This window comes from Streptomyces hirsutus (assembly GCF_001418415.1).
In the GTDB taxonomy this organism is placed as follows: domain Bacteria; phylum Actinomycetota; class Actinomycetes; order Streptomycetales; family Streptomycetaceae; genus Streptomyces; species Streptomyces hirsutus.
In genome coordinates this window covers 1-18,147 of record NZ_LIQT01000468.1, presented here as the reverse complement: position 1 = coordinate 18,147, position 18,147 = coordinate 1, and the positions used below count along the sequence as shown (strand labels likewise).

At 74.1% G+C, this 18,147-nt stretch carries 16 protein-coding genes; 11 read left to right on the top strand and 5 right to left on the bottom strand.

Annotation, left to right across the window (positions count from 1 at the left end; translation table 11 throughout):
• Positions 1-245 precede the first annotated feature (245 nt).
• On the top strand, positions 246-992 hold the full coding sequence (locus AOK11_RS31040) for an MBL fold metallo-hydrolase (RefSeq protein WP_055597024.1): 747 nt from the start codon (positions 246-248) through the stop codon (positions 990-992).
• Between the two features lie 71 nt (positions 993-1,063).
• Entirely contained in the window at positions 1,064-2,299 is a 1,236-nt protein-coding gene (locus AOK11_RS31035; RefSeq protein WP_055597022.1) for a DUF4032 domain-containing protein, read from the top strand.
• A 75-nt stretch (positions 2,300-2,374) separates the two neighbouring features.
• On the opposite strand, the gene AOK11_RS31030 is transcribed toward AOK11_RS31035, so the two are convergent.
• Entirely contained in the window at positions 2,375-3,247 is an 873-nt protein-coding gene (locus tag AOK11_RS31030) for a universal stress protein (protein WP_055597021.1), read from the bottom strand.
• A 79-nt stretch (positions 3,248-3,326) separates the two neighbouring features.
• On the opposite strand from AOK11_RS31030, the gene AOK11_RS31025 reads away from it, so the two are divergent.
• From AOK11_RS31025 to AOK11_RS30990, 8 genes are all read left to right on the top strand, one after another.
• Positions 3,327-3,659, top strand: a complete 333-nt coding sequence (locus AOK11_RS31025; RefSeq protein WP_055597020.1) for a VOC family protein — start codon at positions 3,327-3,329, stop codon at positions 3,657-3,659.
• Between the two features lie 155 nt (positions 3,660-3,814).
• The gene (locus AOK11_RS31020) at positions 3,815-4,168 is read left to right on the top strand and encodes a UBP-type zinc finger domain-containing protein (protein WP_055597019.1); all 354 of its coding nucleotides are present in this window, start codon (positions 3,815-3,817) and stop codon (positions 4,166-4,168) included.
• A gap of 89 nt (positions 4,169-4,257) precedes the next feature.
• Positions 4,258-7,221: a helix-turn-helix transcriptional regulator gene (locus tag AOK11_RS31015; RefSeq protein ID WP_055597018.1), complete on the top strand. Its 2,964-nt coding sequence runs from the start codon at positions 4,258-4,260 to the stop codon at positions 7,219-7,221.
• A 243-nt stretch (positions 7,222-7,464) separates the two neighbouring features.
• A complete protein-coding gene (locus AOK11_RS31010) occupies positions 7,465-8,733 on the top strand; it encodes a serine hydrolase domain-containing protein (RefSeq protein ID WP_079035198.1) in 1,269 nt (422 codons plus the stop codon).
• A 100-nt stretch (positions 8,734-8,833) separates the two neighbouring features.
• On the top strand, positions 8,834-10,144 hold the full coding sequence (locus AOK11_RS31005) for a CAP domain-containing protein (protein ID WP_055597017.1): 1,311 nt from the start codon (positions 8,834-8,836) through the stop codon (positions 10,142-10,144).
• Between the two features lie 193 nt (positions 10,145-10,337).
• Positions 10,338-11,015 carry an AIM24 family protein gene (locus tag AOK11_RS31000; protein ID WP_055597016.1) on the top strand — a complete coding sequence of 226 codons (678 nt, stop codon included), beginning with the start codon at positions 10,338-10,340 and terminating at the stop codon, positions 11,013-11,015.
• A 136-nt stretch (positions 11,016-11,151) separates the two neighbouring features.
• Positions 11,152-12,111: a threonine/serine dehydratase family protein gene (locus tag AOK11_RS30995; RefSeq protein WP_055597023.1), complete on the top strand. Its 960-nt coding sequence runs from the start codon at positions 11,152-11,154 to the stop codon at positions 12,109-12,111.
• Between the two features lie 219 nt (positions 12,112-12,330).
• Positions 12,331-13,971, top strand: a complete 1,641-nt coding sequence (locus AOK11_RS30990; protein ID WP_055597015.1) for a serine/threonine-protein kinase — start codon at positions 12,331-12,333, stop codon at positions 13,969-13,971.
• Here the strand turns inward: AOK11_RS30990 and AOK11_RS30985 are convergent.
• A complete protein-coding gene (locus tag AOK11_RS30985) occupies positions 13,924-15,414 on the bottom strand; it encodes a serine hydrolase domain-containing protein (RefSeq protein ID WP_055597014.1) in 1,491 nt (496 codons plus the stop codon). The two genes, AOK11_RS30990 and AOK11_RS30985, sit on opposite strands and share 48 nt — an antisense overlap.
• Before the next feature lie 172 nt (positions 15,415-15,586).
• Here AOK11_RS30985 and AOK11_RS30980 point away from each other — a divergent pair, with 172 nt between their 5' ends.
• Positions 15,587-16,012 (top strand): SsgA family sporulation/cell division regulator, encoded by a 426-nt coding sequence (locus AOK11_RS30980; RefSeq protein ID WP_055597013.1) that lies wholly within the window; start codon positions 15,587-15,589, stop codon positions 16,010-16,012.
• Positions 16,013-16,063: 51 nt separating this feature from the next.
• Here the strand turns inward: AOK11_RS30980 and AOK11_RS30975 are convergent, their stop codons facing one another.
• The 3 genes from AOK11_RS30975 to AOK11_RS30965 form a co-directional block, all read right to left on the bottom strand.
• Positions 16,064-16,561: a DUF6328 family protein gene (locus AOK11_RS30975; protein WP_055597012.1), complete on the bottom strand. Its 498-nt coding sequence runs from the start codon at positions 16,559-16,561 to the stop codon at positions 16,064-16,066.
• A gap of 165 nt (positions 16,562-16,726) precedes the next feature.
• On the bottom strand, positions 16,727-17,710 hold the full coding sequence (locus AOK11_RS30970; protein WP_055597011.1) for an aldo/keto reductase: 984 nt from the start codon (positions 17,708-17,710) through the stop codon (positions 16,727-16,729).
• On the bottom strand, positions 17,665-18,147 hold a 483-nt coding region (locus AOK11_RS30965; RefSeq protein ID WP_420903031.1), incomplete at its 5' end, for a TetR/AcrR family transcriptional regulator. The genes AOK11_RS30970 and AOK11_RS30965, both read right to left, overlap by 46 nt.

Below are 18,147 nucleotides of genomic sequence, written 5' to 3'. Positions count from 1 at the left end.
CGGCGGCGGCGGCGGCGGCGGCGGTCAAGTACACCGTGACCGTGGTCTCCTCACCGGCGGTCATTTTCACCGTCCATGAGTACGGGGTGCGCAGAACCCGGGCGACGCGCTTCCTGTTCGGGACGCGCACCGCGTCCCCGGCCCGTCCCGTACCGGCTGCGACACGAACGGAACCGCCCCCTGGGACGACGTCCTGATCTGCTTTCCTGGTGGCTTCCGGCAGGGACGACGGACTCGGGGCGATCATGCGCGCAGAGGTACGGCAGGTGGCCGACGGCACCCACCTGGTGCACGGCTCCCACACCAACTGGGTGATCCTCCAGGAGGGGGGCGCCGTCACACTGATCGACACCGGGTACCCCGGTGACCGCGAGCAGCTCCTCGCCTCCCTCGCGGAGGTGGGCGGTTCACCGGAATCGGTCGCGGCCGTCCTCATCACCCACGCCCACACGGACCACCTGGGCTCCGCCGAGTACCTGCGGGCCACGTACGGCACGCCCGTGTACACGCACGAGGCCGAAGTCCCCCACGCCCGCCGGGACTTCCTCCAGCAGGTGACCGTCGGACAGGTCCTGCGCAACGGCTGGCGGCCGGGTGTGCTGCCCTGGGCACTGCACGTGCTGCGCTCCGGCGGCACGGCGCACGTGCCGGTGGCCGCACCCGAGCCGTTCCCGCGGTCCGGCCCGCTGGACCTGCCCGGCCGGCCGGTGCCCGTGCACACGCCCGGCCACACCGACGGGCACTGCGTCTTCCATCTCCCGCACCTCGGGGTGGTGGTGTCCGGCGACGCCCTGGTGAGCGCCCATCCGACGTCCCGGATCGACGGACCGCAGCTGCTGCCCCGCATGTTCCACCACGAGCGGGCCACCGCCGTCGGCTCGCTGGACATCCTGGCCGAGCTGGAGGGCGACCTGACGCTGCCCGGACACGGCCCCGCGTACCGGGGGTCCCTGGAAGGTGCGGCGAAGCTGGCCCGCGAACGCGCGCAATAGGGTGAGCGGACGACCGCCGGTGTGATCATCACTCCGAAAACGGCCGCCCGCGAGACGAGGACACCCGAGCCATGGCCCTGCAGATCAGCGCGACCAACCCGGAGCATCCCGCGCTCCTGCTGGAACTGCCCTGGCACCTGCCGCTCCAGGAGTGGCCCGAGGAGTACCTGGTGCCGCTGCCGCGCGGCATCTCCCGGCACGTGGTGCGCTACGCCCGCGCCGGTGACGAGGTGATCGCCGTCAAGGAACTCGCCCGGCGGCCCGCACTGCGCGAGTACGAACTGCTGCGCGACCTGGACCGGATCGGCATCCCCGCGGTGGACCCGCTCGCCGTGGTCACCGGCCGCGCGGGCACCGACGGGGAGCCGTTGGAGAGCGTGCTGATCACCCGGCATCTCGGCGGGTCGATGCCGTACCGGTCGATGTTCGAGACGACACTGCGCCCGGCGACCATGCACCGGCTGATGGACGCGCTCGCCGTGCTCCTGGTGCGGCTGCATCTCGCCGGGTTCGCGTGGGGCGACTGCTCGCTGTCCAACACGCTGTTCAGACGGGACGCGGGTGCCTACGCCGCCTATCTGGTGGACGCCGAGACCGGTGAACTGCACCCGGAGCTGAGCCCCGGCCAGCGCGCGTACGACCTGGACCTCGCCCGCGTGAACATCAGCGGCGAGCTGCTCGACCTGGAGGCCTCCGGGGCGCTGCACCCGTCCGTGGACCCCATCGAGTTCGGCACCCGGATCTGCGCCCGCTACGAGGGCCTCTGGCGGGAGCTGACCCGTACCTCCGTCTACCCCGCGGGCAAGTACCACTACATCGAGCGCCGGATCCGCCGGCTGAACGATCTGGGTTTCGACGTGGCCGAGATGCAGATCGAGCACGCCTCCAACGGCGACACGGTCACCTTCGTGCCGAAGGTCGTCGACGCCGGGCACCACCAGCGCCAACTGCTGCGCCTGACCGGGCTGGACGCCGAGGAGAACCAGGCCAGGCGGCTGCTGAACGACCTGGAGAGCTGGATGGCCACCCAGGACGACCACACCCCCGACGGCGCTCTGCCCGGCGCCCGCCCGGAGGTCCTCGCCCACCGCTGGGTGCGGGAGGTGTTCCGCCCGACCGTGCGTGCCGTGCCACCCGGACTGCGCGGCGCGATGGACCAGGCGGAGATCTACCACGAACTCCTCGAGCACCGCTGGTACCTGTCCGAGCGGGCCCAGCACGACATCGGTCTCGACACGGCCGTCGAGGACTACATCAGGAACATCCTGCCCAAGGCCCGGGAGACGCTGCGGCCCACGACCGAGTGAGCCGGGCGGGGCAGCGGCCGGACGCCGCCCGGCGGTGGCGGGCGCGCCGGGCCCCGGCGGCCGGGGCCGGCCGGGTCAGTCGTGCGGCACCACCGCCACCGGGCAGTCCGCGTGGTGCAGGACGCCGTGGGCGACCGAACCGATCCGGGCCCCGACGGCGCTGCGGCGCGCGCGGCGGCCGACGACCATCAGCTGGGCCGTGCCGGACACCGACAGCAGCACCTGCCCGGCGCTGCCCATCTCCACGTGCTCGACGACGCGCACCTGCGGATAGCGCTCGCGCAGCGGCGCGAGGACGTCCGACAGGGACTTCTGCTCGTACGGCTCCAGGCCCCCGGCCTCGTCCATGAGACGCAGTGTGTCGGGGCTGTAGGCGAACATCGGCGGCAGGGCCCAGGCACGTACGGCGCGCAGGGTCGCACCCCGCGCGGCAGCGGCCTCGAAGGCGAATTCCAGCGCGGCGGCGCTGTCCTCCGGATCGCCCTGCTGGCCGACGACGATCTCCCGCCCGGCGGCCTCGCCGGACGGCGTGTCCTCGGCCCGTACGAACACCACCGGCCGCCGGGCCTCGACGATCACCTGCTGGCCGACCGAGCCGACCAGGAAGCCCATGATCCGCCCGTGCCCGCGGGAGCCGAGCACCAGCATCTCGGCGTCCGCGGCGGCGCCGGCCAGGACCCCGACGGCGTCCCCCTCCAGGACATCGGTGGTCACCGTGAGAGCGGGGTGCCGTTCGGTGACCTGGCGGACCGACTCGGCCACCGCGTCGCGCACCCACCGCTCCTGGGTGGCGGCGTCGCCGGCGTCGACCGCCTCGTGCGTCTGGAAGCGCCAGGCGTGCACCACCCGCAACGGCCGCCCCCGGCGGACCGCTTCCCTCGCCGCCCAGGCCAGTCCGGCAAGACTCTCCTCGGTTCCGTCGACCCCTGCCGTGATCGGGCGCGTCATGCGGTTCCTCCTGTGTCGTGTCCACTACGCACGGTCCAGTCTTCCCTAACCTTCCTGCACGGCCTCGACCCGGGAGCAGATAGTGGTGGACGCGGCCGATCCGGTGGCGCCGGGACGCCGTTGGGCAGAGACCCTCGGCCGGGTGGTGCTCGACGACCCGCCCGACGAGTACGGGATCCGGCCGGAGCGGAACCGTCTGCCGGGGCTCGTCTTCGTGCCGATGCCGGACGAACGGACCGTGCAGAACCGCCTCCGCCTGGATTTCCGGCCCGACGACCAGGCGGCGGAGGCCGCCCGGCTCCTCGCCCTCGGTGCCCGCCCGGCGGACGTCGGCCGGGGCGAGCAGCCGTGGCGGGTCCTCGCCGGCCCCGAGGGAAACGAGTTCTGCGTGCTCTCCTCGCACCCTGCCTAAGCCTCGTCCCCGCCGCGCGCGACGCCTGGTTCGAACCTACGACGGACCGGCTGCCGGCGGTGTTTCCGTGGCGCCGGGTACCGGACGGCGGCACCCGTTCTCCGGTTCCGCCCGCGCTCATCGCCGGAGCCCCGACGACCTCTCGAGGAGCCGGCATGACCAGCGACCAGGCCATCGGCCCCGGTGCCGCGCCGAGTGGCGCGGGATGCTCCGACTGCGACGCCGTGGGCGGCTGGTGGTTCCCTCTGCGGCGCTGCGCGCGGTGCGGACACGTCGGCTGCTGCGACAGCTCGCCGGGGCGGCACGCCACGGCGCACTTCAAAGCCACCGGGCATCCCGTGGTCCGCAGCTACGAACCCGGCGAGGCCTGGTTCTGGAACTACGCCACGGAAGAGCTGTACGAGTCGGGCCCGGACCTGGCCCCGCCCGCGAGCCGTCCGGCCGACCAGCCGGCTCCGGGCCCGGCGGGGCGGGTCCCGGAGGACTGGAAGCAGAATCTGCGGCGCTGAGGGGCCCGCGGGACCGGGGCGGGGCCGGCCCCTCCGCGGGGATCACCGGCGGAGAAGGCGGAGCTGGTGGCGCGTGCCAGGATGGGCGCGTGTCGCAGACCTCATTCGCCGGTCCGCTCGTCGGCCGCGACGACGAACTCGCCCGGCTCGCCGGGGTGCTGGAGCGCGCCCGCGGGGGCGAGCCGCGCGCCGCGCTGATCGCCGGGGACGCCGGGGTGGGCAAGACGAGGCTGCTGGACGAGGTGTCCGCGCGGGCCGCCGGGACCGGCATGACGGTGGTGACCGGCCACTGCGTGGACCTCGGGGACGTGGGCCTGCCGTATCTGCCCTTCACCGAGGTGCTGGGGCGGCTCACCGCCGACGAGCGGTTCGCCCCCGCCGTCGACGCCCGTCCGGTGGTCGGCCGGCTGCTCGGCGCCGGAACCGACGCCGTGCGGGACGTGGACGCGCGGCTCAGACTGTTCGAGGGCATGGCCGGGCTGCTGGCCGACGTCTCGGACATCGCACCGCTGCTGCTCGTCCTGGAGGATCTGCACTGGGCCGACCAGTCCTCCCGGGACCTGCTGCGGTTCCTGCTCAGCCGGGGCGTCCTCCAGCGGCCGGCGGGCGGCGCCCCCACGCACCGGCTGGCGGTGTGCGGCTCGTACCGCGCGGACGACCTGCACCGCCGGCATCCGCTCCGGCCCCTGCTCGCCGAACTGGTACGACTGCCCGCGGTGGAGCGGCTGGAGCTGCGGCCGTTGCCCGATACCGACGTGGCCCGGCTGGTGCGCGCCCTCGAACAGCGGCCGCTGCCGGACGCCACGGTCCGCCGGATCGTCGAGCGTGCCGAGGGCAACGCCTTCTACGCCGAGGAACTGCTCGCGGCCACGGACTCCCCGGCGGGCGGGATGCCCAGCCAGCTGGCCGACGTGCTCCTCATCCGGATCGAACAGCTCTCCGAGACCGCCCAGCAGGTACTGCGGACCACCGCCGTCGCCGGCCGCCGGGTGGAGCACGAGGTGCTGCGCGAGGCGGTCGGGCTCCCCGAGGAGGAGCTGGAGTCCGCGCTCCGTGAGGCTGCCGGACGGCAGCTCCTGGTGGCCGCGCACGACGGCACGTACTCCTTCCGGCACGCACTCGCGCGCGAGGCGGTCTACGCGGATCTGCTCCCCGGTGAGCGGGCCCGGATGCACGGCGCGTTCGCCCGACTGCTCGCCGGCCGCGGGCTCCGCGGCCCGAGTGCCGCGGAGCGCGCCCACCACTACCGGGAGAGCCACGACCCGGCCCGGGCGCTCGCCGCGTCGCTGGAGGCCGCCGATCACGCCCAGCGGGTGGGAGCGCCCGCCGAGGAACTGCGCCACCTGGAGACCGCCCTCGATCTGTGGCCGGCGGTGGGACCCGCCGGGCTGCCCGAGGGCGTCGGGTTCGACCCGGTGGCCCTCACCCTGCGCGCCTCGGCCGCGGCGGCGCACGCGGGCGAGCTGCACCGCGCGGTCGCCCTCACCCGGTCCGCGCTCGCGGACCTCGGCCAGGACGCCGACCTGGAGCTGGCGGCCCGGGTCCGCTACACCCTGGCCGGGAACCTGTTGCGGGTCGACAGTCTGTCCGCGGCGTTCGCGCACAGCAGTGAGGCGCTCGCCATGATCCCCGAGGAACCCCCGTCGCCCACCTGGGTGTGGGCGGCGGCCACCCACGCCATGACGGCGCGGCAGACGGGTGCGGTCGGCACAGCGCTGCAGGTGGCGCGCCAGGCCTTGGGGATGGCTGAGCAGTTGGGGATGACCGACGCCCAGGCGGATCTGCTGATCTCCGCGGCCGGCCTGGAGGGGAACGGCCGGAGCACCGAAGCCGGCCGCGAACGACTGATCCGGGCGCTGGAGCTGGCGCGCGGGGCGGGCAACGCCCCGGTGGAACTGCGCGCGCTGTTCAACCTCGCCATGGGCTGCTACGAGTCCGGTGGCCCCGAGGCGTGTCTGCCCTGGCTGACCGAGGGCCTGGAGCGGGCGCGCCGCGCAGGCCTGTCGTCGTCGGCGTATCCGCTGGAGATGCGGTATCTGCGGCTGCTGGTGCTGTACGCGCTGGGCCGCTGGGACGAGTGCGTCCGCGCGGCGGCGGCCGATGCCGAGGTGCTGCCCCCGGCCGGCGGGTTCACGGTCGCGCCGGCGCTGTTCGTGGCGCTGGCCCGCGGCGACTTCACGGCCGCCGACCGCGCGCGGGCGCTCCTCGAGGGTCCGTTCGACTGGATGGCGACGCTGGTCGCGGGCACCGTGCTCACCGACGCCGCCGCGCTGCGGGGCGATCCGGAGGAGGCCGTACGGTGCGTGCGGTCCACTCTGGCGGCCCTGACCGACGAGGCGGGGACCCGCCCCGACGTCACGGTCCGGCTGACGGCGCTCGCGCTCGCCGCGGTCGCCGACGCGGCCGTCGCGCTGCGGCTGTCCGGTGACGACGCCGGGGCACGGCGTTGGGCCGAGGCCGCGACGGAGCTGGTGGGACCCGCCCGCGCCTCGGCCGCGCACGGTGAGGACGGTACGCCTCAGGGTCCCGAGGGCCAGGCCTGGCTGGCCCGCGCGGAGGCGGAGTGGACGCGGGCCGTGTCGGGTCCCGACGTGGCGGCGTGGGCGAAGGCGGTGGCCGGGTTCGCGTACGGCGACGCGTACGAGCGGGCGCGCTGCCGGCTGCGCCACGCGGAGGCGCTGCTGGCCGCCGGGCTGCGTGAGGAGGCCGCGGCCGAGGCCCGCGCGGTGCGCGAGGCCGCCGACCGGCTGGGCGCCGCCCTGCTGCGGGAGCGGCTGGACGCCCTGGTGAACCGCGCCTGGCCGGCAAGGACACCGGCAGGGGGCGAGCGCGCCGTCACACTGCTCACCGCGCGGGAGCAGGAGGTGCTGCGGCTGCTCGCGCGGGGCCGCAGCAACCGTCAGATCGGCGAGGAGCTGTTCATCAGCGGCAAGACGGCGAGCGTCCACGTCTCCCACATCCTCGCCAAGCTGGGCGCCGCGAGCCGTACCGAGGCGGTGGCGGTCGCCTACCGGAAGGGCCTGATCTTCCCGGAGTCCGCGGCCTCGGGCTGAGCGGAGGCGTCCGGTTTCCCCCTGCCCGTCGCGCCGGTGCGCCGGGCCGTGTCGCCCTCGCCACTCCCGCTGTCCCCGCCCTTCCCGCTACTCCCGACAGCCACCCCAAATAACCGTCTTGACCTCATATCACAGTAATACTGTGCCGATCGGTCGCGCCCGGTACGTCCGGCACGGTGGGCAACTGTGCGCTGCCGAAAGTCAGGTGACGGATGGTCGGCGGACACGGGAGAGAACAGCCGAATGGTCTCAGCGACGACGATGCGCAGGGGGACGGCCGCCGCGGTGGCCGCCCTGATCCTCCCGGCGGCTGCGGCGCATGCCGCTCCCCCGGTTCCGGACACGGCCCGGCCCTCGGCGGCCACGACGCTGCCCGCCCCCGACCTGGCCGGCCTCGGGAGCGTGCTGCGCACGGCACGGTCGCAGGGCGCGCCCGGCGCCCTGGCCCGGATCGACGACCACGGCACGGTGCACCGGACGTCCTTCGGCCTCGCCGATCGCGGAACCGGGCGGGCCATCGCGACCACCGACCGCTTCCGCATCGGCAGCGTCACCAAGATCATGTCCGCCGTGGTGATCCTGCAACTGGTCGACGAGGGCAAGGTGAAGCTCGACGACCCGGTCAACCTCCACCTGCCGGAACTGCTGCCCGACGACCGGATCACCGTCCGCCATGTGCTGAGCCACCGCAGCGGCCTGTACGACTACACCAACGACCTGTTCGCGCGGACGGTCCCCGGTTTCGAGGCGGTCCGTACCAGGACCTTCACCCTGAGCCGGCTGGTGGAACTGTCGCTGGAGCATCCCCGGACCACCGCCCCCGGCGGCGCCTACAACTACTCCAACACCAACTTCGTCGTCGCGGGCCTGCTCATCAGGAAGCTGACCGGCCACTCCCTCGCGACCGAGTACCGCACCCGGATCACCGCCCCCCTCGGGCTGAGCGACACGTCCTACCCGCATCCCCGCACCACGATCCCCGGCCCTCACACGCGCGGTTACCTCACCCCGGACGCACCGGCGACGGAGCTCGTCGACGCCACTGAGCAGACGGTGTCCTGGGCGCAGAGCGCGGGCGCCGTCGTCTCGAGTGCCCGGGACCTCAACACCTTCCTGTCGGCGCTGCTCGCCGGCCGGCTCACCTCGGCGGCCGGCCTGGCGCAGATGCAGCGCTGGGTCCCCGCGGGCACGGGTCAGGCGTACGGGCTGGGGCTGCGGCGCCGCGATCTGTCGTGCGGGGTGTCCGTGTACGGGCACACCGGCGCCGTCCAGGGCTACTACACCTACGCGTTCACCTCGAAGGACGGCGGGCGCAGCCTCACCGCGCTCGCCACCACCTCGAACAACGCCCCGGTGATGAGCACGATGCTCGGCACACTGGAATCCGCCTTCTGCGGCAAGGGGCCGGCGGTCCGACGGGACTCCGCTCCGGAACCGTGGCACGAGGACACCACGGCGGGGGCGCGACCGGGGGGAACGGAACCCGCGGGGACGGGGATCTCGCCCGGCTGACCTCCCCGGGAACCCGCGCCCGCCGCCGACCGTTGTCCGGGCACCCCCCACCGGTGCGTGACGACGGACCCTTGACGGCTGACGACAGCAGGGCGGTGCGATGAGCGAGTTGGTCCCCGGCGGCAATCTGGCCCTTCCGGGCGGCACGGTGACCGTCCGGGTGCCGGGCCCCTACGACGTCTCCGCGCTGATCACGGGCGACGACGGAAAGGTCGGGGACGACGCCGACTTCGTGTTCTTCAACCAACCGTCCGCCCCCGGCGCCCGCCTGCACGGCGACACGCTCACCGTCGACCCGAGCGCCCTGCGGCCCGGCGCCGTCCGGGTCACGGTGGCCCTCAGCGCCGCCGACCCCGCCGTCCCGCTGGGCGACCTGCCCCCGCCCGTCCTCCGGGTCACCGACGCCGGCGGGCACTCCCTCGCCCGGTTCTCGCCGGCGCGCCCCGGGCAGGAGTCGGTGCTGCTCCTCGCGGAGATCTACCGGCGCGGCGAGGGCTGGAAGCTGCGCGCCCTCGGCCAGGGGTACGCCGACGGACTGGCCGGTCTGGCCCGGGACTTCGGCGTCGACGTGCTCGACGGGACGGAGCCCGGGGCGGCCGGGGTTCCGGCTGCGGCGGCGCCTTCGGCCGTCCCCGATCCGACGGACTACCTCGGTCCGGTCAACTCCGCTCGGGCCGAAGCGGGTTCGCCTCCGGTCGCGCTCGACACGCGGTTGACGGTGGCGGCCCGTGCCCACGCCGAGGCCATGGCGGCACAGCGGCACCTCGCCGTCGAGAGCCGGGACGGGGTCTCCGTCCACCAGCGGGTCGTCGCCGCCGGGTACGCGTATCTCACCGTCGGCGAGCATCTGGTGTCCGGTCCGCGCACCCCCGCCGAGTTCGTCGCCCACTGCCTGGGCAACGAGCCGTCCCGGCGCACCCTGCACGGTCCCGCCTTCACCCACGCCGGTCTGGCGCACGTGGGCGGCGGCTCCGCCGGTGACGTCTACTGGACGGCGCTGTGGGCCGTCCCGCTCACCCCGGCCGGCCTGGCCCGGACGGTGACGGACGTGGTCGACCGCACCAACCGGGAGCGCGCCCGGGCCGGGCTGCCGCCCCTGGCCGTCGATTCGCTCCTCGTCACGGCCGCGCAGGCGCACAGCGCCGACATGGTGGCCCGCGACTTCTACTCCCACACCGCTCCCGACGGGAGCCGGCCCTGGGACCGGGCCGCCGCGGCGGGTTCGGCGCGCCGGACCATCGGCGAGAACATAGCCTGCGGCCAGCGCTCGGCCGCCGAGGTGGTGGAGGGGTGGATGAACAGTCCCGGCCACCGCGCCAACATCCTCAAGCCCGGCTTCACCCACATCGGCGTCGGCTTCGCGGGCGGCGGCCGCGCCGGCACGTACTGGACCCAACTCTTCGGCGCTTAGGGCCTCTTCGGCAGGTCGTGCCGGAGACGCGGGGGCCGGCACGCCCTCCTCCGCCTTGCGGCTGAACGCACCACCCCCGCTCGACCCCCTCTGGACGAATACCGCCCATTGCCCCCGACTTGATCCGCCGGACAGATTCTGGGCGTGCAGCCGGCCCTTGGCGGAAGCGGCTCCTCCGGGTGAGGATGCCTGCATGAAGGGTGATCTGTTTTCCAGCCGGCACATGGTGCGGCCCGCCTCGGCTCCGGGCATGACGGTCGAGAACGCCAAATGCATCCGCTACGTGGTCGACGGCGAGATGCACGCCCGGCAGGGTGCGATGATCGCCTACCGTGGCGGGCTCCAGTTCGAGCGCAAGGGCCAGGGCGTGGGCGGCATGCTCAAGCGCGCGGTGACCGGCGAGGGGCTGCCATTGATGGCGGTGCGGGGGCAGGGCGAGGCCTGGTTCGCGCACGAGGCGCAGAACTGCTTCATCGTCCAGGTCGAGGCCGGCGACGAGTTCACCGTCAACGGCCGCAACGTCCTGTGCTTCGACTCCACGTTGTCGTACCGCATCGCGACCGTGAAGGGCGCCGGCATCACCGGTGGCGGCCTGTTCAACAGTGTCTTCACGGGGCACGGCCTCCTGGGCCTGGTGTGCGAGGGCGAACCGCTGGTCCTCCCGGTGTCTCCGCAGTACCCGGTCCACGTCGACACGGACGCGATCGTCGGCTGGACGGCAGGTCTGTCGACCTCCCTGCACCGCTCGCAGTCGCTCGGTTCGATGCTGCGCGGCGGCTCGGGCGAGGCGGTGCAACTGGTGCTGCAGGGCGAGGGGTACGTCATCGTGCGGCCCAGCGAGGCCACGCCGGCGAAGGCACAGCAGCACTGAGGTCCGCCCCCGCTCGCCCGCTCCGGTTTCCGGTGCGGGCGCGCCTTTGGGCACACCGTGTTGACCTCGGTGGCCCGGACGGGTCAGGGTTCGTCCCGGTGCGGATCATGTCCCCGTGCCAGGGAGGGTGGTTGTGGTGATCGGGACGGCGGAGATCGAGGCCGCGGCCGGGCGGATCGCCGGGCACGTGGTGCGGACGCCGACGGTGCCGAGCCCCGGGCTGTCGGCGCTGCTGGGCGCCCCGGTCACGGCGAAGCTGGAACTGTTGCAGCGCACCGGCTCGTTCAAGGCACGCGGCGCGGTGGCGAAGCTGCTGTCGCTGAGCGAGGCGGAGCGGGCGGCCGGGGTCGTGGCGGTGAGCGGCGGCAACCACGGGATCGCCGTCGCGGTCATGGCCGCCGCCCTCGACCTCAAGTCCACGGTGGTGATGCCGAGGTCGGCGCCCGCGCGGGCGGTGGAGGTCGCGGAGACCGCCGGCGCGTCGGTGCGGCTGGCCGACGACATGGACGGCGCGTTCGCGCTGACGACGCGGCTCCGGCAGGAGGGGCTGACTCTCGTCCACCCCTTCGACGACCCGGTGGTGATCGCCGGACAGGGCACGGTGGGGCTGGAGTTCGCCGACGACGCCGGTGACTTGACCGACGTCCTGGTGAGCATCGGGGGCGGCGGACTGATCTCCGGTGTGGCGGCGGCGCTGCGGGCCCGGCGGCCCGGGATCCGGATCTGGGGGGTGGAGACGGAAGGCGCCCAGGCGATGTCCGAGGCCCTCGCGGCGGGCGGACCGGTGCCGGTCGGGCTGTCCTCGATCGTCTCCACACTCAGTGCCCCGGCCGTGTCGCAGTTGACGTACGAGCATGTGTCGGCGCTGGTCACCGAGGTGCTGGTGGTGTCCGACCGGGAGGCCGTGCGGGGTTCGCTCGACCTGGCGGACCACGCCAAGGTGTGGACCGAGCCGGCCGCGGGCTGTCTGCTGCCCGCCGCGCGACGGGTGCTGGAGCGGGTCGGCGAGGGGGCCAGGATCGGGCTGGTGGTGTGCGGGGGCAATGCGACCACCGGTGACATGATCGCCTGGGCCTCCCGCTTCGGGCTGCGCTGAGCCTCCCGGCCCGGCCGTCGCCCGTGACGCCCTGTCCGTGACGCCCCGTCCGTCGCCCTCCCCCGACGCGGGACCGGGCCCGAAGACCGCCTCGGAGTTTGACCGAAGGACAGGAATGCGTCGGAGCCGGGATTCGGGCTCCGCCTCTTGAACGAAGGCCGTGCGGTCCCGCGTACCACTGGGAAAGGCGGACAGCAGCGGCTTCGACGAGGGATGGCCATGGGCAGGGCGCACGTCTCCACACACCAGCCGGTCGCCGGGCGGTACCGGCTGGTCGAGATCATCCACCGCGAGACCAACCACGTCTGCTGGTACGCCGACGACCTCGGGACGGGCCGCCCCTGCCTCGTCACGCAGGTCGCGCTGCCCGGGGACCCGGGCGAGGCCGTGCGTCACGCCCCCTCCCACGTCCTGCGGGCGACCGGGACGATGGCGCGGCTGTGCCCCGGCCGGATCGCCGCGGTCGTCGACTCCGTCCACGAGAACGGCTTCCTGTGGACCGCCGCCGCCTGGGTCGACGGCACTCCTCTCGGTGAACTCCTCGCCGAACAGGGCTCGTTCACCTTCGCCCGGGCCGCGCGCATCGGGCTGGAGCTGCTCGACGTACTGGACGCCGCGCACAGCGCGGGCGTGACCCACGGCGAACTCGGCCCCGGCCAGGTGTTCGTGCGGGAGACCGGTCCGGTCGTGGTCACCGGTTTCGGCCTGGCGGGCACCGTCCCGGCCCTCCGGCTCACGGCGCCGTCGTACGCGGCGCCGGAGCAGGCCCGCGGCGAGGGCGCCGGGCCCGAGGCGGACCTGTGGGGGCTGGGCGCGCTCCTGCACACGATGGTCGAGGGGCGTCCGCCCTTCCGTGACCGGGGGCGGGCGGAGGCCACGCTGAAGGGGGTGGACCGGCTGCCGTTGCGCGCGCCCCTGCGAGCGGGACCGCTCACCCCGGTGGTCCAGGGGCTGCTGCGCAAGGACGCCGCGGAACGGCCGACCGGTCGGGTGGTCCGCGAGGCGCTCGGCCGTGTGCTCGCGGAGGAGAACCCCGGCACGGCCCCCGAGGCCGTGCCGGGCCGCCTTCGGCTGCGCAGCGCGTACCCCGCCGTCCTCAGAGACCTCGGCCGCGCCGGGAGAAGACGGACGGCGGTCCTTGGCACCGCCCTGGCCGTGGTCACCGTCGCGGTCGTCGTGCTCACCGCGGCCACTCGGGGGCTGCCCGGCACCGACTCCGGGTCCGCCGCCGACACCCCGAGCGCGCCGCCCGCCTTCGCCACCGCTCCGGCCGCCCCGCCGGACGTGCCCCAGGCTCCCGGGGCGTCCGGCGACCCGGGCGACCGGGACGACCGGGACGAGCCGACGCCGGCCCCGACCACCCCCGCTCCTTCGGGGACGGGGGATCTCCCGCCCGGCTACGGCCTGCTGCGCGCGCCGGAGGGCTTCTCCGTCGCGCTCCCCGAGAACTTCGAGCGCCTCGACACCTCCCGCGTCTCCGACCTGGCCTACCGCATCACCTTCGGCCCGGAGGACGGCACCCGCACCCTCGCGATCACCTACAGCGAGCGGGTGGGGACCGACCCGGTGGCCGTGTGGCGGGACGACGTGGAGCCGCCCCTGGAACGGACGGCCGGCTACGAGCGGATCGGCGCGATCCGCGCGACCACCTACCAGGGGCGTGAGGCCGCCGACATGGAGTGGCTCTCGGCGGACGACGGCGCCCGGACACGCACCTTCGGCCGCGGGTTCCTGCTGGGCGGTGGACGCGGCTTCTCGCTGCGCTGGACGGCCCCGGCCACCGACTGGGCGAAGTCCGCGAACCAGGAGGCGCTACGGACGTTCCTGCGGACGTTCCGGCCGTCCTCCGGCCGAGGCTGAGCCGCGCGGTGCGCACAACCGGTGCAGGGGCGCCCGGTACAGCGGGCGGGTGCGCCAGTGTGCCGTGAAGGTCCGGTCCGTGAGGGCGCACGTGACCCGGAGACGGTGCGGGGTCTCCAGGAAGACCACGTCCGCGGCGAAGGTGCCGTCGTCGGTCCAGCCGCCGCTCACCGCGGTCGGGCAGGGCTGCTCCGAGACCGCCCATCCCTCGCCGCCGAGCGGCAGGTCGAGGCGGTGCCCGTCTTCCACGAGGCTCAGCGTCCAGCGTCCGCCGGCGTCCGCCGTCACCTCGGCGGCGGTGAGCGTCGGCTGGTCCGCGCAGACCCCGCCGTACGGGGTGAAGCGTGTGGTGGGCCGGTCCTCCCGCGCCTGCTCCGGCGGTACCGGGCCGCCTACGGCCGGCGGCAGGGCGAGGCGGGCCAGACGCTCCCCGAGGGCCCGGTCCTCGGCGCCCCGCCCGGTGAGCGGGCCGGGGCGGAAGGCCGGTACGAGATGCCGCCAGACCAGGTCCAGGTACTGCTGCATCTGCTCGGTGGCCGCCGTCGTGGCGATCACGGCGTCGTGCTCGGGCAGAACGAGGCAGAACTGTCCGTACGCCCCGTCGCCCCGGAACCCGTGCCGGGACATCCAGAACTGGAAGCCGTAGCCCAGGTCCCAGTCCTGCCGGCCGGTCTCCCCCATCGCCCCGGCGGTCGGCAGGTGCGGACGCGAGGCCCTGGCGACCCATCCCTCGGGCAGCAGGCGCTTGCCGTCCCACATCCCGTCGCCGGCGTACAGCAGCCCGAGCCGGGCGATCGCGTCGGTGGTGGCGTGCAGCCCGCTGAAGCCGAGCTCACGGCCGGTGCGGTCGCGCTGCCACGGTGCCTCGCCGATGCCGAGCGGATCCAGCAGGCGGGGCCGCAGCCAGTCGGTGAGCGACCGGCCCGTCTCCCGCTGCACGATCGCGGCGAGCGTGTACGTGCAGGGCTGGTTGTAGGCGAAGACGGTGCCGGGGTCGCGGTCGGGCGGCTGCAGCAGGAACCCGCGGACCGGCTCGGCGGGGTCGGTCGCGTAGGCCGCGTCCACGGTCTCGGTCTCGTGGCCGCTCGCCATCGACGCCACGTGCCGGACCAGCATCGCCCGGCTGCGCGGGTCGGTGATGTCCGCCTCGAACTCCGGGAAGTACGAGATCACCGGGGCGTCGAAGTCGATCAGCCCCTCGGCCTCGGCGAGGGCGGCGGCGGTTGCCGTGAAGCTCTTGCTGAGCGAGTACAGCAGGTGCGGCCGCTCGGGGGTGTACGGAGCCCACCAGCCGGCGGCGGCCTGCCGACCGTGACGCAGGATCATCAGGCTGTGCGGCTCGATGTCCGGGGCGTCGTCGAGTGCGTCGAGGAAGGCGTGGACACCAGAGGCGTCGACGCCCAGCGCGGCGGGGGCGTCTGTGGGCAGCGGGTGGGCAGTCATGGGAGGGATCCTGCCCGACCGCCCGGACTCGATGCGCCGGTGGCCGGGCGAGGGCCGACGGACCAACCGGCACGGAGCGGGGCGGGGCGGATCAATCTCACGGTCGGCTGAGCATTCTCCGCGCCCTCGGGGTAGGAGAGGGCCCTACGCCGGTACGACCAGGAGGCCTCTCGTGAACTCGATGGTGCGCAGGACTTTGGTGGTGGAGCTCCAGGCGGGTGTCACGGACCGCTTTCCCGTGCTCGCCCACCTGAGCTACGACCCCGCCGACCCGTTCGCGGTCACGCTGGTCTTCAGCCACGACGGCCGGGTCCTGGCGCGCTGGCGGCTCGACCGCGAGATGCTCGCGGACGGCCTCACCCGTCCGGTCGGGACCGGTGACGTGCGGCTTCGCCCGGAGTCCAGAGGGGTGGGGCGGGAACTGCGGATGGAGTTCCTCGGTGAACCCCATGCCGACGGCGGCCGTCACCACGCGGTGGTGTCCGCATGGGCCGGGGCGGTCGGGGACTTCCTGAGCGACACCTTCCGTTCGGTCCCGCCCGGCAGCGAGGAGACCCGCCTCGACGCCTTCCTCACGGACGTCCTCACGGGCCGCTGAGCCTCGGGCCACCGGCCCTCCCCCGGCCCGGTGAACCCGCGGTCGCGCACGTCACGGGGCCGTGTGCCGGTACCGGGTCCACATCGGGAGCACGAACCAGCACAGCAGGTACCAGGCCACCACTCCGGCGACCAGGTACGGGACGAAGCCGTCGTCGGTGGCGACTCGCAGGATCAGCAGCAGTGCGGCGCAGGTGGTGGCGAGCAGCAGGACGAGGCCGAACAGGGTCAGCCGGGAAGCCCACCGGACGGCCTGCGGTTTGACCCTCCTCCCGGACACCAGCCGGTGCAGCGAGACGGGGCCGATGAGCGCACCGGTGGCACAGGCACCGAGGACGACCGTGACGATGTAGATCGTCTGGTCGGTGCCGGACAGTTCCTCGTACTTGGGTGTGAACACGACGGTCAGCAGGAAGCCGAAGAGGATCTGGACGCCCGTCTGGGCGACGCGGACCTCCTGGATGAGCTCCTGCCACATCCGGTCCGCCCGCTCCTCCGCGGTCTCGTCGCGGCCTCTGCGCCCGATCTTGTCCTGCTGCGCGTGCGCCACAGTGCGCCTCCCGGGGTGAGAAACGGCCTCGGCCCGCCTCTCCCCTCGGGTGCCCACCGTCCGGGGCTCCTACCGCCTCACGGCCGCGCCCGGGCGGCTTCCGCCGGGTTCGTCACCGGGCGGGCGCCCGCCCGGTCCTTCACCGCCGGGCTGTCGCCCGGTGTGTCACCAGCGGCCCTCCACCTGGTGCTTGATCCGCCGCTCGTACAGGTCGTCGATGGCGGTGAGTGTCTGCTCGGACAGCTCCGGGAGCCGGGCGGCGTGCGCGTTGGCGCGGGCCTGCTCGGGCGAGCGGGCGCCGGGGATGACGGTGGTGACACCGGGCTGGCGGACGATCCAGCGCAGGGCCAGCTGGGCCGGGGTGTATCCCTCGGGGGCGAGCGCGGCGAACTCCGCGGCGGCCTCGACGCCGGTCGTGTAGTCGACGCCGGAGAAGGTCTCGCCCTGGTCGAAGGACTCGCCGTGCCGGTTGAAGGTGCGGTGGTCGTTCTCGGGGAAGACGGTGTCCTTGGTGTACCTGCCGGACAGCAGGCCCGAGGCGAGCGGGACGCGGGCGATGATGCCGACGCCCGCCGCGCGGGCCGCCGGGAGCACCTCGCGCAGCGGCTTCATGCGGAACGGATTGAGGATGATCTGCACGCTCGCCACGTTCGGCCGGGCGATCGCGGTCAGCGCCTCCGCGCAGGTCTCCACGCTGACCCCGTACGCGGCGATCCGCTCCTCCGCGACCAGGGTGTCGAGGGCGTCGAAGACCTCGTCGGTGGAGTACACGGAGGTCGGCGGGCAGTGCAGCTGCACCAGGTCGACGCGGTCGACGCCCAGGTTGCGGCGCGAGCGGTCGTTCCACGCGCGGAAGTTGTCCAGCACGTAGTTCTCCGGGATCTGTTCGACCCGGCGGCCCATCTTGGTGGCGACCAGTACGTGCAGATCGGGCCGTCCGCTCAGGAACGACGCGATGGTCTGCTCGCTGCGCCCGTCCCCGTACACATCGGCGGTGTCGAAGAAGGTGACCCCGGACTCGGCGGCGGCCTCCAGGACCGTGAGGGCCTGCTTGTCGTCGACATCTCCCCAGTCCGCCCCGAGTTGCCAGGTGCCGAGACCGATCACGGAGGCGTGCTGACCCGACCTGTCGAATGTGCGCTCGTCCATGGCGTCAGTCTGTCATCCGTCGCGGCCGGGCGTGCGATCGGCACCTCCGGCCCGCCCGTCCCGGCCGGCCCGGAGGTGAGAGGGGCCTGCAGGGCGGGCGCGTACCGGTCCACGAGGACGTCGACGGCGGTGGAACGCACAGGGGTGCCCCGGGCGAGGCCGTGGACGGCACCGATGCCGAGCAGGGCGGTGGTGTCCGTCTCGAAGGACATGACGCGGGCGAGGAGCGCGTCCTTGTTGCCGAAGTACTTCAGGACCAACGGCGGGCTCGCCCCGGCGCGTTCGGCGACCGCCTTGAGCGTGGTGTCGGCGTGTGCGTGCCAGGCCGGGAGGTGACGGGCCGCCCGCAGGATGGCGGCCCTGCCGGCCTCGGTGTCCCGGCGGGCCGGGGCGGCCGGAACGGGTGGCGCTGCCGAAGTGGTCGGTGTGGGTGGGTG